The 12,684-nt window shown below is 69.2% G+C and carries 13 protein-coding genes; 7 read left to right on the top strand and 6 right to left on the bottom strand.

Annotated features, from left to right (window positions below):
• The first annotated feature begins 51 nt into the window (after positions 1 to 51).
• From qcrC to AC1DIW_RS10215, 5 genes are all read left to right on the top strand, one after another.
• The gene (gene qcrC / locus AC1DIW_RS10235; RefSeq protein WP_442278287.1) at positions 52 to 861 is read left to right on the top strand and encodes a cytochrome bc1 complex diheme cytochrome c subunit; all 810 of its coding nucleotides are present in this window, start codon (positions 52 to 54) and stop codon (positions 859 to 861) included.
• Positions 862 to 910: 49 nt separating this feature from the next.
• Positions 911 to 2,020, top strand: a complete 1,110-nt coding sequence (qcrA, locus tag AC1DIW_RS10230) for a cytochrome bc1 complex Rieske iron-sulfur subunit (RefSeq protein WP_442278288.1) — start codon at positions 911 to 913, stop codon at positions 2,018 to 2,020.
• On the top strand, positions 2,017 to 3,780 hold the full coding sequence (qcrB, locus tag AC1DIW_RS10225; protein WP_478107932.1) for a cytochrome bc1 complex cytochrome b subunit: 1,764 nt from the start codon (positions 2,017 to 2,019) through the stop codon (positions 3,778 to 3,780). Before qcrA ends, qcrB begins: the two co-directional genes overlap by 4 nt.
• A 179-nt stretch (positions 3,781 to 3,959) precedes the next feature.
• Positions 3,960 to 4,313, top strand: a complete 354-nt coding sequence (locus tag AC1DIW_RS10220; RefSeq protein ID WP_478107931.1) for a metallopeptidase family protein — start codon at positions 3,960 to 3,962, stop codon at positions 4,311 to 4,313.
• Between the two features lie 301 nt (positions 4,314 to 4,614).
• Positions 4,615 to 5,472, top strand: a complete 858-nt coding sequence (locus AC1DIW_RS10215) for an NAD-dependent epimerase/dehydratase family protein (RefSeq protein ID WP_478107929.1) — start codon at positions 4,615 to 4,617, stop codon at positions 5,470 to 5,472.
• Positions 5,473 to 5,580: 108 nt separating this feature from the next.
• Here the strand turns inward: AC1DIW_RS10215 and AC1DIW_RS10210 are convergent, their stop codons facing one another.
• From AC1DIW_RS10210 to ctaC, 3 genes are read right to left on the bottom strand one after another with little or no spacing between them, the layout of a single operon-like run.
• Positions 5,581 to 5,982: a cytochrome c oxidase subunit 4 gene (locus AC1DIW_RS10210; RefSeq protein ID WP_478107927.1), complete on the bottom strand. Its 402-nt coding sequence runs from the start codon at positions 5,980 to 5,982 to the stop codon at positions 5,581 to 5,583.
• Positions 5,983 to 5,987: 5 nt separating this feature from the next.
• Positions 5,988 to 7,754, bottom strand: a complete 1,767-nt coding sequence (gene ctaD, locus AC1DIW_RS10205) for an aa3-type cytochrome oxidase subunit I (protein WP_478107925.1) — start codon at positions 7,752 to 7,754, stop codon at positions 5,988 to 5,990.
• The gene (ctaC, locus tag AC1DIW_RS10200; RefSeq protein WP_442278294.1) at positions 7,751 to 8,680 is read right to left on the bottom strand and encodes an aa3-type cytochrome oxidase subunit II; all 930 of its coding nucleotides are present in this window, start codon (positions 8,678 to 8,680) and stop codon (positions 7,751 to 7,753) included. Before ctaC ends, ctaD begins: the two co-directional genes overlap by 4 nt.
• A gap of 145 nt (positions 8,681 to 8,825) precedes the next feature.
• Between ctaC and AC1DIW_RS10195 the strand changes: the two genes are divergently transcribed.
• Together AC1DIW_RS10195 and AC1DIW_RS10190 are read left to right on the top strand one after the other, a co-directional pair.
• Positions 8,826 to 10,109, top strand: a complete 1,284-nt coding sequence (locus AC1DIW_RS10195; protein ID WP_478107924.1) for a cysteine desulfurase family protein — start codon at positions 8,826 to 8,828, stop codon at positions 10,107 to 10,109.
• A gap of 44 nt (positions 10,110 to 10,153) precedes the next feature.
• The gene (locus AC1DIW_RS10190) at positions 10,154 to 10,408 is read left to right on the top strand and encodes a sulfurtransferase TusA family protein (protein WP_478108217.1); all 255 of its coding nucleotides are present in this window, start codon (positions 10,154 to 10,156) and stop codon (positions 10,406 to 10,408) included.
• Here the strand turns inward: AC1DIW_RS10190 and aat are convergent.
• The 3 genes from aat to erpA form a co-directional block, all read right to left on the bottom strand.
• Positions 10,377 to 11,051: a leucyl/phenylalanyl-tRNA--protein transferase gene (gene aat / locus AC1DIW_RS10185; RefSeq protein ID WP_442278297.1), complete on the bottom strand. Its 675-nt coding sequence runs from the start codon at positions 11,049 to 11,051 to the stop codon at positions 10,377 to 10,379. The two genes, AC1DIW_RS10190 and aat, sit on opposite strands and share 32 nt — an antisense overlap.
• 49 nt (positions 11,052 to 11,100) lie before the next feature.
• Positions 11,101 to 12,087, bottom strand: a complete 987-nt coding sequence (locus AC1DIW_RS10180; protein WP_442278298.1) for a carbohydrate kinase family protein — start codon at positions 12,085 to 12,087, stop codon at positions 11,101 to 11,103.
• 130 nt (positions 12,088 to 12,217) lie between these two features.
• Positions 12,218 to 12,595: an iron-sulfur cluster insertion protein ErpA gene (gene erpA, locus AC1DIW_RS10175; protein WP_020145450.1), complete on the bottom strand. Its 378-nt coding sequence runs from the start codon at positions 12,593 to 12,595 to the stop codon at positions 12,218 to 12,220.
• Between the last annotated feature and the right edge of the window lie 89 nt (positions 12,596 to 12,684).

Genomic DNA, 12,684 nt, shown 5'->3' with positions numbered 1-12,684 from the left:
GAGCGCGCGCCAGAACCGAAACACACCCCAAATGGACGACAGGAACCCACAGTGAACGCCTTGGCCGCCCGACGCCGACACCCCGCCGCGATCGCGGTGCTGCTGCTGCTCGGCCTTCTCGTGACCGGTGGCGCCTACTCGTTCCTCGCCCCCAAGGACGCCAACGCCGCCGCGCCCACCGCCGCGGCCGACGCCGTCGCCCAGGGCAAGGACCTCTTCATCGCCAATTGCGCCACCTGCCACGGCGTCGCTGCGCAGGGCACCAAGTCCGGCCCCTCGCTCGTCGGCGTCGGCGCAGCCTCCGTCGACTTCCAGGTCGGCACGGGTCGTATGCCGCTCGCCGGGCCGAACGTCCAGGCGCCTCAGAACAAGGTGAAGTTCGACGACACGCAGATCGCCGCCCTCGCGGCCTACGTCGCCTCCCTCGGCCCCGGCCCGGCCGTCCCCGAGGACAAGTACACGACGGTCATCCAGCCGGGCACGCCCGAGAACAACAAGGCGATCGCCGAGGGTGGCCAGATCTTCCGCGTCAACTGCGCGATGTGCCACAACTTCGCCGGTGCCGGTGGCGCCCTGACCCGCGGCAAGTACGCCCCCGCCCTCGAGGGCACGACGCCCAAGCACATCTACGAGGCCATGGTGTCCGGCCCGCAGTCGATGCCCGTCTTCAACGACATGAACATCTCGCCCGAGGCGAAGCAGAAGGTCATCTCCTACCTCAAGGCACAGGAGGACGCGACCAACGTCGGTGGCCTCACGCTGGGCAACCTCGGGCCGGTGTCCGAGGGGCTCTTCGCCTGGGTGTTCGCGCTCGGCATCCTCATCGGCTGTGCCGTCTGGCTCGGCAAGAAGGCCGCATGACCCCGCGCTGCATCGCCTCGATCACGAACGACGACAGGACCACGACCCGATGAACGACAACGAGACCACGGACCACGGGACGAGCACGTCACTCGTCCCGGCGTCCGGCGACAGCCACGACCTGCTGCCGGCGTCGCTGATCAGGGGCGTGGACCAGTTCGAGAACCCCGGCCTTCCGCCGCACGTCCACCGTGCCGCCGACGACGACCCCGCTGCCGCCAAGCGCGCCGAGCGCCAGGTCGCGACGATGTTCGGCCTGTCGATGCTCGCGACGCTCGTCTTCCTCGTCAGCTACTTCGCGATCCCCGACGAGGCCACCTTCTTCTTCCCCGGCATCGGCATCGCGAAGACGCAGAACGTCGTGCTCGGCCTCTCGCTCGGCTTCGCCATCTTCCTCATCGGCATCGGTGCCGTGCACTGGGCCAAGACGCTGATGTCCGACGAGGAGATCGCCGAGGAGCGCCACGAGCAGGCCTCGACCCCCGAGCAGCGTGCCAAGGCCGTCGCCGTCGTCAACGAGGGAGTCGCCTCCACCCAGCTCAACCGTCGCCCGCTGCTGAAGTACTCCCTCGGCGGCGCGCTCGGGCTCTTCATCCTCCCCCTCGGCCTGCAGGTCGCCGGTTCGCTCGGCCCGGTCAACGTCGAGGAGCTCAAGCACACCATCTGGGACCCGAAGGACAACGGCGGCAAGCCGATCCGGCTCATGCGTGACCCGGAGATGACGCCCATCCGCCTCGACGAGGTCACCACCGGCTCGGTGTTCCACGTCATGCCCGAGACGCTCCAGAAGTACATCGACGAGGGCAAGGGCGTCCTCGAGGCGAAGGCCAAGGCAGCGGTCATCCTCATCCGCCTCGACCCCGACCTGATCAAGGTGCAGAAGGCCAAGGACTGGGGTGTCGACGGTGCCGTCGCCTACTCCAAGATCTGCACCCACGTCGGCTGCGCGGTCGGCCTGTACGAGCAGCAGACGCACCACCTGCTCTGCCCGTGCCACCAGTCGACCTTCGACCTCACCGAGGACTGCGCCGTCATCTTCGGCCCGGCCAAGCGGCCGCTGCCGCAACTCAAGATCACCGTCGACGACGCGGGATACCTCGTCGCCCCCCAGGGCTTCGCCGAGCCCGTGGGACCGAGCTTCTGGGAGCGTGCGCGATGAGCACCATCAACGAGAGCCGGCCCGCCGACGCGCTTCGCGCCGGCGACCGGCAGGCCGACGAACGGGCCACCGCCGCCAAGCCGCTCGGCGGTATCGCCGGGTGGATGGACGACCGCCTGGGCGCGGCCAAGGGTGTCTCCTTCCTCGCCAAGAAGGTCTTCCCCGACCACTGGTCGTTCATGCTCGGCGAGATCGCGATGTACTCGATGATCGTCTGCCTGCTGACCGGGGCGTTCCTCACGTTCTGGTTCGTCCCCAGCGCCAGCCAGGTCGTCTACGACGGCTCGTACGTCCCGCTCCAGGGCGTCACGATGTCGGACGCCTACCGCTCGACCCTCGGAATCTCCTTCGACATCCGCGGCGGTCTGCTCATCCGGCAGATCCACCACTGGGCGGCCCTGATCTTCGTCGTCTCGGTGTTCGTGCACATGGCTCGGGTCTTCTTCACCGGCGCGTTCCGCAAGCCGCGCGAGATCAACTGGGTGTTCGGCACGATCCTGTCGCTGCTCGCCTGCATCGAGGGCTTCGCCGGCTACTCGCTCCCCGACGACCTGCTCTCCGGCACGGGCATCCGCGCGATGAACGGCTTCATGCAGTCGGCACCGGTGATCGGCTCCTACCTGTCGTACTTCGTCTTCGGTGGCGCCTTCCCCGGAGAGGCGATCATCCCGCGTCTCTACTCCGCGCACGTGCTGCTCATCCCGGCCATCCTCGTCGGCCTCTTCACAGCGCACATCCTGCTGGTCTTCGTGCACAAGCACACGCAGTTCCCCGGACCGGGCCGCACGAACAAGAACGTCGTCGGCTACCCGCTCCTGCCGGTGTACATCGCCAAGGCCGGCGGCTTCTTCTTCATCGTCTTCGGCGTCATCGCGCTCATCTCGGCGGTCGTCACGATCAACCCGATCTGGGCCTACGGCCCCTACGACCCGTCCCCCATCACCGCGGGCTCGCAGCCTGACTGGTACATGGGGTTCGCCGACGGTGCGCTTCGCCTCCTGCCCGGCTTCCTCGAGTTCGAGGCGTTCGGCTTCACCTTCAGCATGAACATCTTCCCGGGGTCGCTCGTGCTGCTCCCGGTGATGTGGACGATCATCGGCGTCTACCCGTTCGTCGAGGCGTGGGTGACCGGTGACAAGCGCGAGCACCACCTGCTCGACCGCCCGCGCAACGCCCCCACCCGGACCGCCATCGGCATCGCCGGTATCACCATGTACATCGTGCTCTTCCTCGCGGCGGGCAACGACCTCATGGCGATCAAGCTGCACCTGTCGATCAACGACATCACCCAGACCCTGCGGGTGCTGTTCTTCGTGGCTCCGCCCGTGGCGTTCTGGATCACCAAGCGCATCTGCCTCAGCCTGCAGCGCGCTGACCGTCAGAAGGTCCTCCACGGCCGCGAGACGGGCACCATCTGGCGCCACGCCGACGGTCGGTTCGAGGAGATCCACGCGCCGCTCACGCCCAACGAGCGGTGGGTCCTGGTCCAGCACGAGTCCCACGAGCCGCTTCAGCTCACGGCAGGCAAGGACGCCAACGGCGTCGACAGCCCGATCGCCCGCAAGGAGCGACTGCGCGCGAAGTTCTCGAACTTCTACTTCCGTGACCGCGTGGCTCCGCCGACTCCGTCCGAGCTCGAGGCGGCCCACCACGAGCACGACGACCACGGCGCCGCCGTCGACGGTGGGCACGAGGCCATCGAGCAGGCTGGGGCCGCCCGCGAACGCGAGACGATCAAGGCGGACAAGCACCGACACTGAACGTCGAGCACGGTTCGGCAGCACGCAGACGAGAGGGACCTTCCGGGCAACCGGGAGGTCCCTCTCGGCGTCTCCGGGGTCTCACGCCAGCGTCGGTCCCCTGAGTCCCCAAAGTCCCCTGGGTCCCCTGGGTCCCCCACCCCGACCCTCTCCCCGGACCCGCGTGACAGACTCGGCCCATGCAGCACCTGTCCGACACCGAGTTCGAGGAGGCCGTGGGTGAGGCGCTCGACACCATCCCGCCCGAGCTCGCACAGGCCATGGACAACGTCGTCGTGCTCGTCGAGCACGAGCCGCCGTCGGAGGACCCTGAGCTGCTCGGGGTCTACGAGGGCACCCCACTGACCGAGCGAGACGGGTGGTGGGATGCCGGGGCACTGCCGGACCGCATCACGATCTTCCAAGGGCCCCTGGAGCGCCTCTGCAGCACCGCGGAGGAGCTGCGTGCGGAGATCGCCATCACCGTCGTGCACGAGGTGGCGCACCACTTCGGGATCGACGACGCCCACCTGCACGAGCTGGGCTGGGGCTGAACCCCTGGCGGCGTCTCACATTCGGGACGGTTTGTCGGGTACGCAGAGAGCGCCTCTTTACCTCGCCCCAGGTCGGGGTTAATGTCGACATACCGTACAACCGATCGGATGGAGGTGCGCCAGGATGTTCTCTCCCACACGATCGCACTGCGAGCCGCACGGACCGTGAAGGTCCGGGTCGGATAGAAGGGGAAGGCCTACGGCCTTCCCCTTCGCGCTGTCCGGGACGCGTCCGGCCCTTCTCCGGCCCCTTGGGCTTGCCCAGAGGCTGCCTCGCAGGCCCCGCGGCTAGGGTGCTTGCATGACGACCACACCCGCGCACATCGTCGTGACCGGCGCCGCCGGCAAGGCCGGCAGAGCCGCCGTCGCCGACCTGCTGGAGCACGGCTACCGCGTGCTCGCCACCGACCTCACACCACCACCGGACGGGATCGACACGGCCTACCTCAGGGCTGACCTGACCGACCACGGACAGGTCGTCGACGTGCTCGACGGAGCCGACGCCGTCGTGCACCTGGCCAACATCCCGGCGCCGGGGCTGCGTCCTGCCGCGCGCACCCTCACCGAGAACACCACGATGAACGCGCATGTCTTCCTGGCCGCTCGGACGCTCGGACTGCGCAAGGTCGTCTGGGCCTCGAGCGAGACCACGCTGGGCCTCGCCTTCGGCCCCGAGGCTCCCCCGCGGTACGCACCGGTCGACGAGGACCACTACCCCCACCCCGAGTCGACGTATGCCCTGTCCAAGGTGCTGAGCGAGACGATGGCCGAGCACATCAGCACGTGGAGCGGCATCCCCTTCGTGGGTCTGCGCTTCTCGAACATCTTCACCGACGAGGACTACCGGCGGGTGCCGTCGTTCCAGGCAGATGCCACGAGCCGGATGTGGAACCTGTGGGGCTACATCGACGTGCGCGACGCCGCCGCCTCGTGCCGCAACGCCCTGGAGGCCGACACGACCGGGTCCGTCAACCTCATCATCGCGGGCGACGACACCATCATGGAGCGGCCGAGCGCCGAGCTGATGGCCGACGTCTTTCCCGACGTCGAGATCCGTGGTGACCTCACGGGTCATGCGACCCTGCTGTCGAACGCCCGCGCCCGCCGGCTCATCGGCTTCGAGCCGCGACACGGCTGGCGTCGAGGGGTACCTGCCTGACCCTGGCACCCGCACCCCTCACCCAGCACCCAGCACCCAGCACCCAGCCGGCATGACGAAGGGCCCCGGTCGTCGACCGGGGCCCTTCGTGGGTTCGAACGAGCGGGTTCAGATGGAGTACTCGCCCGAGAAGGACTCGAAGACCCAGAGGCACACGGCGACGATCCCGAAGGCCGCCCCGATGATGAAGAGCCACCAGCCGATCGCGAGCCCGGCGAACATGATGGCGCCGGAGCCGGCCAGCCACAGCGGCGTCCACGAGCTGGCGACGAAGTAGCCGTAGTTGCCCTCGGCGTCCTCGATCTCACCGGACGCGTTGTCCTCGGGACGCAGCGGCAGCTTCTTGCCCGTCATCCAGAGGTAGAAGCCGCTGAGCGCGAAGAGCAGGGCCGTGAGGACCAGCGCGGTGAGGCCGATCGGCTCCTCCCACTTGGACCAGAAGCCGTACATCAGGGTGACGGGGACGAAGAAGGCGAACAGGTACAGGAAGAGCTTGGTCTCGACACGCATCGGGGTCAGTCCTCACGCTTCTCGGAGCTGGCGGTGGCCTTCTCGGGTCCGGCCACGTCGGCCGAGCCCATGACCTGGACGAGGGTGCCCCGGTCGGCGACGGGGGCGACGCCCACGGCCGTCTCGGGGTGGTGCAGGTCGAAGGCGGGGCGCTCGGAGCGGATCCGCGGCAGCGAGGTGAAGTTGTGCCGCGGCGGGGGGCACGAGGTGGCCCACTCCAGCGAGGCGCCGTAGCCCCACGGGTCGTCGGACTCCACCAGCGGAGCCGTGCGCCAGGTCTTCCACACGTTCCAGACGAACGGGATCATCGAGGCGCCGAGCAGGAACGCACCGAGGCTCGAGACGATGTTCGCCGCCTGGAAGCCCTCCTCGGGCAGGTAGTCGGCGTACCGGCGGGCCATGCCCTCGACCCCGAGCCAGTGCTGGATCAGGAACGTGGTGTGGAAGCCGATGAAGAGCATCCAGAAGTGGATCTTTCCGAGCTTCTCGTCGAGCATCCGACCGGTCAGCTTGGGCCACCAGAAGTAGTACCCGGAGAACATCGCGAAGACCACGGTGCCGAAGACGGTGTAGTGGAAGTGCGCGACGACGAAGTAGCTGTCGGACAGGTGGAAGTCGAGTGCCGGGCTGGACAGGATGATGCCGGTCAGGCCGCCGAAGAGGAAGGTGACGAGGAAGCCCATCGCCCACAGCATCGGGGTGGCCATGACGACCTTGCCGCCCCACATCGTGCCGATCCAGTTGAAGAACTTCACCCCGGTCGGCACGGCGATGAGCATCGTCATCACCGAGAAGAACGGCAGCAGCACCTGTCCGGTGACGTACATGTGGTGCGCCCAGACGCTCGCCGACAGGGCCGCGATGGCGATCGTGGCGAAGACGAGGGTCTTGTACCCGAAGATCGGCTTGCGTGAGAAGACCGGCAGCACCTCGCTGATGATGCCGAAGAACGGCAGCGCGATGATGTAGACCTCCGGGTGGCCGAAGAACCAGAACATGTGCTGCCACAGCATCGCCCCGTTGTTCTGCGGGTCGAAGATGTGCATGTCGAAGCGCCGGTCACCGCCGAGGGCGAAGAGCGCCGCCGCGAGGATCGGGAACGCCATGATCACCAGCAGCGAGGTCACGAGGACGGTCCAGGTGAACATCGGCATCCGGAACATCGTCATTCCCGGAGCGCGCAGGCAGATGATCGTGGTGATGAAGTTGACGGCGCCCAGGATCGTGCCGAAACCGGCGAGCGCGAGACCGAAGACCCACAGGTCACCACCGACACCGGGCGAGTAGCTGGCGTCGGACAGCGGGGCGTAGGCGAACCAGCCGAAGGCGGCCGCGCCCTGCGGCGTGATGAAGCCGGCGGAGGCGATCAGCCCACCGAAGAGGTAGAGCCAGTACGCGAACATGTTGAGGCGCGGGAACGCCACGTCCGGCGCGCCGATCTGCAGCGGCATCACAGCGTTGGCGAAACCGGCGAAGAGCGGCGTCGCGAACAGCAGCAGCATGATCGTGCCGTGCATCGTGAAGAGCTGGTTGTACTGCTCGGGGTTGTCCACGATCTGCAGACCCGGCGCCATCAGCTCCGCGCGGATCAGCAGCGCCATCACCCCGCCGAGCAGGAAGAAGACGAACGAGGTGATGAAGTAGAGGTTGCCGATGACCTTGTGGTCGGTCGTCGTCACCCACTTGACGAACGTCTGCCCCTTGGCCAGGCGCGGCCGCGCGGCCGTCATGCCCGGGGCCTGGGCCTCACGGTTGAGCGTTGCGGATGTCATTGGTTGCTCCCAGAGCGGACCGGTGCGGGGATTTTCTGGATGTCGCCGGTGACCATGTGCTCACGGCTGGCGTCGACGGGGATGAGGCCTTCGTTGCCGATGGACTTCAGGCGAGCCATCTCCTGGTCGTACTCGGCCTGCGGGACGACCTTGACCATGAAGAGCATCTGCGAGTGGTAGGCGCCGCAGAGCTCGGCGCACTTGCCCTGGAAGGTGCCGACCTGGGTCGGCGTGAGCTGGAACTTGTTCGTCTTGCCCGGGATGATGTCCATCTTCATCATGAACGCCGGCACCCAGAAGCTGTGGATGACGTCACGGGAGTTGAGGACGAACTCGACGCGCTTGTTGACCGGGAGGTAGAGCACGGGCATCTGGGCCCGCTTGCCCTCGGTGCCGTCGAGCTCGGTGTGGACGCCCGTCTCGTGGACGTTGGAGTCGACGTAGTTGAAGTCCCAGCTCCACTGCTTGGCGACGACGCTGACCGTGAGGTCCTGCTTCGTGCTCGTCTCGACGAGGGCGGCCTCGTCGCGCGCGGTGTAGTAGAAGAACACGGCCACCATGAACACCGGGATGACGGTGTAGAGCATCTCCATCGGCACGTTGTAGCGCAGCTGGACGGGCAGCGTCTCGTCGCCCTTGCGCTTGCGGAAGCGGATCGCGGCGTAGAGCATCAGCCCCCACGTCACGGCGCCGACGGCGAGGACAGCGATCCAGCTGGGGATCCACAGGTCGGTGACCCGCTGTCCGCTGTCGGAAACCACGGGCGGGAGGTATCCGTTGGACACCCGTCCCTGGCAACCGCTGAGGGCCACGGCCGCGAGCGCAGCGATGCCGGCGAGGCGGAGTCCCGTGCGTCGCCGCCCGGTGTCCCCCCCCACCGTCGTCACCGCCGGCGACGCCGCTGGGGTGTCTTCGAGCTCAGGCACCAGGTGCACCTTTCGTTCCGTACGTGGGCGCGCAGGGCGCGCATACAACGTGTTCGCGTCAAACCGTCTGGGCAGCAGAGGCCCACGGCGCAACCCTACCGTCCCACTTGTCACGGTGTCCGCAGGGGGCGGCTAACGTTGCGGAGTGGTCAGTCACGATCCGGGCACGAACGTTGGACCCGCCCCGTCGCCCCCGTCAGGTGGCTCCCAGCGCCCCCCGGGCGGACTCCCGGACGACCATCAGCGCCGCCCTGCAGCCCCCCTCGCGCCGGGGACGCGTCGCCTGCTCGACGCGGCGTCCGGCCCCCTGCACCCCGTCGCCCGGGACACCCTGCGTGCCGCGGTCGAGGTGGGTTGGGCCGACCCGGCCGCCCTCCACACGGAGGGCCGTCGGGCACGAGCGCTGCTCGACCGCTCCCGGGAGGTCGTCGCGGCGGCCCTCGGCGTGCGACCCGCTGAGGTGAGCTTCCTGCCCAGCGGCCCGACCGCCCTGGCCCGGGCCGTCGACGGGGTGGCGTATGCCGCCCGCCGCCGTGGGGCGCGCACGGTCGCCTCCGCGGTGGAGCACTCCGCGGTCCTCGTGCCCGGCCGGGCCCGCGCGGCGGCTGCCGACGACCCGTCCCTGCTCGCGGAGGTGCGCGTCGACGGGACGGGCCGGCTCGACCTCGAGGCCTGGCGTGACGCCCTGGCCGTGCCGCGCAGCGTCGTGGCCGTGCTGCAGGCCGCCAACGGTGAGGTCGGCACCCGCCAGCCCCTCGCCGAGGCCCGGGCCGCGGCCGGTGCCCACGGCATACCCCTCGTCGTCGACGCCATGGCCTCGCTGGGACGCGACGACGTGCCGTCGGACTGGGACCTCCTCGTCGGCGATGCTCGCTCGTGGGGCGGTCCTCCCCTTGGCGTCCTCGTCGTGCGCGAAGGGGTTCGGTGGCAGTGGCCCGACGCCCGCGCAGACGTCGAGCACGGTCGCACCGACGTCCTCCCCTGGGTGCCGCTCGCGCTGGCTGCTGCCGAGGCCTGGCAGCAGACGGCGACGACGCGGCCCGAGGACGACCGGGTGGCCCGCGCCCTCGTCGACGACATCCGCGCTGTCGCGTCCGTCGTTCCCGATACCGAGGTCGTCGGCGATCCTGACGACCGACTCCCGCACGTCGTCACCTTCTCGAGCCTCTACGTCGACGGGGAGGCCGTCGTGGGGGCGTTCGACGCCCTGGGCTTCGCGGTCGCGAGCGGGTCGGCCTGCACGTCGAGCACGCTCGAGCCCAGCCACGTTCTCGCCGCCATGGGGGTCCTGACGCACGGGAACGTGCGCGTCACCCTCCCCCTGCCCGCGGTCTCACCCGGCCTTGTCGACGACGTCGCGGCCTTCGCTGCCGCGATCGCGCCGACGGTCCGGAGCGTCCGCGACCAGCTCGGGGTCGGCGACCTGTGAGGGGCGCCGTGGCTGACGCCGGTGACCCGGGTGACGCGGGTGACATGGGTGACGAGGCCGTCGTGGACGCCCGGGGCGAGCGTTGCCCCCTGCCCGTGATCCGGCTCGCTCGCGCCGTGAGCGAGGGACCGGGCCTGCGAGTCGTCACCGTGCTCGCCACGGACCCCGCTGCCGCACACGACGTCCCCGCGTGGTGCCGGATGCGCGGCCACCGCTTCGTCGAGGCGCGTGCGGAGGCCGACCACACGGCATACGTCGTCGAGGTGGTCAGGACCAGCACGCCGGAAGCGGCGCGCTGAGCACGGTCGGCAGGATCGCGAGGTACTCGTCGCGCGGGACCTCGCGCACACCCAGGGTGGCCAGGTGCGGCGTCTGCCACTGGACGTCGACGAGCCGACGTGGGTCGCCGTCGGTGATGAGCAGGTCACGGAGACCGACGAGGGCGACCTTCGACGCGTCCCGGGCATGGTGGAACATCGACTCGCCTGCGAAGAGGCCACCGATCGCGACGCCGTAGAGGCCGCCGACCAGCTCGCCGTCCTGCCACGTCTCGACCGAGTGCGCCCACCCCGCGCGGTGCAGGCGCAGGTAGGCGTCGACGATCTCCGGAGTGATCCAGCGGCCCTCCCGGTCGGGCGCGGCACACGCCTCGACGACCGACTGGAAGTCGGTGTCGACGCGCACCTCGAAATGGGCCACGGCCTTGCGCAGCGACCGGCTCACGTTCAGCTCACGGGGCCGCAGGATGCCGCGCGGGTCCGGTGACCACCACCCGATCGGCTCGGACCCGTGGTCGCCGATGCCCATCGGGAACACCCCCACGGAGTACGCCTCGAAGAGGGTCGAGACATCGAGGTCGGCGCCGATGCCGATGAGGTCCTCGCCCGCCGGCACGCGGTCGAGGGCGAAGTCCCAGGGCGTGGGCGGCGGCGGCGTGGGCACGACGGGATCCGGGTGGGCGGCAGCCGTCAGCGGCCGGTCGGTGAGGGCGTCATGGCCGCGGGCACGTGACGTGGGGCCCGATCTCGGCGGCCGACTCGGGGCCGTAGGCCTCGGCGAGGCGCTCGAGGAAGCGCTCCTTGCCCAGGACGTACTCCTGGGTGCCCACGGTCTCGATGACGTAGGTGGCGAGCATCGAACCGAGCTCGGCGCAGCGACGCACGGACAGGCCCACCGCGAGACCCGTGAGGAAACCGGCACGGAAGGCATCGCCCACCCCGGTCGGGTCCGCCTTGCGCACCTCGCGGGCGACGCCGACCTCGACAGGGTCCTCTCCGCGGACGCGGACGGTGACGCCGTCCTTGCCACGCGTCTTGACCTGCACGCGGACCCGGTCGGCGAGCTCGTCCTCGGTCCAGCCCGTCTTCTGGCAGGCGAGGTGGCTCTCGTACTCGTTGGTGAAGAGGTACTCGGCGCCGTCGATGAGGCGCGCGATGGTCGGCCCGTCGCAGAAGGCGAGCTGCTGCGAGGGGTCGGCTGCGAACGGGATGCCTCGCGACCGGCACTCGTCGGAGTGGCGCAGCATGGCCTCGGGGTCGTTGGCCCCGACGACGACGAGGTCGAGACCGCCGACCCGCTGGGCGACCGGCGCGAGCTCGATGTCGCGGGCCTCGGTCATGGCCCCGGCGTAGAAGGTGGCGATCTGGGCCATGTCGCGGTCGGTCGTGCAGATGAAGCGCGCGGTGTGCTGGGACTCGGAGTAGTGCACTCCCCCGCAGTCGACCCCGTGGCGCTCGAGCCAGCTGCGGTAGTCGGTGAAGTCCTCACCGACCGCGCCGACGAGCAGCGGCCGCTGGCCGAGGTTGGCCATGCCGAACGCGATGTTGGCGGCCACCCCACCCCGGCGCACCTGCAGGTCCGAGGTGAGGAACGACAGCGAGATCTTGTCGAGCTGCTCGACGACGAGCGAGTCGGCGAAGAGTCCGTCGAAGGTCATGAGGTGGTCGGTCGCGATGGAACCGGTGATGGCTATCTGCACGGGACGAACCTACCCGGCATCGGCGTACGGTCCACGGCCTGCCTCCGCCGCCGGCTCGACACCGACCCGACGGGGACGACGAAGGGCCCGACCGTGGCGGTCGGGCCCTCGCGTCAGTGCGTCGTGCGGCTCAGCTGAAGGAGTCGCCGCAGGCGCAGCTGCTGCCTGCGTTGGGGTTGTCGATGGTGAAGCCCTGCTTCTCGATGGTGTCGGCGAAGTCGATCGTGGCGCCCTCGAGGTACGGGGAGCTCATCCGGTCGACGACGACCTCGACACCGTCGAAGTCGCGGACGAGGTCACCGTCGAGGCTGCGCTCGTCGAAGTAGAGCTGGTAGATCAGGCCGGAGCAGCCGCCGGGCTGGACACCGACGCGGAGGCGGAGGTCGTCGCGACCCTCCTGCTCGAGCAGGCTCTTGACCTTCGTCGCCGCGACGTCCGTCAGGACGACACCGTGGGCGGGAGCCTCGGTCTGAACCTCGGCGGGAGATGCGTTCGTCTCGACACTCATGTGTTGGTCCTTCACGTCGTGGAACATGGGTCAAAGGAGAGAACCCATGCCGGGCCGGAAGTGTTCCCGGCGTTCCCAAGGATACGACC

The sequence above is a fragment of the Terrabacter sp. 01T434 genome, from assembly GCF_056398545.1.
This window is presented reverse-complemented; position numbering and strand designations above follow the sequence as displayed.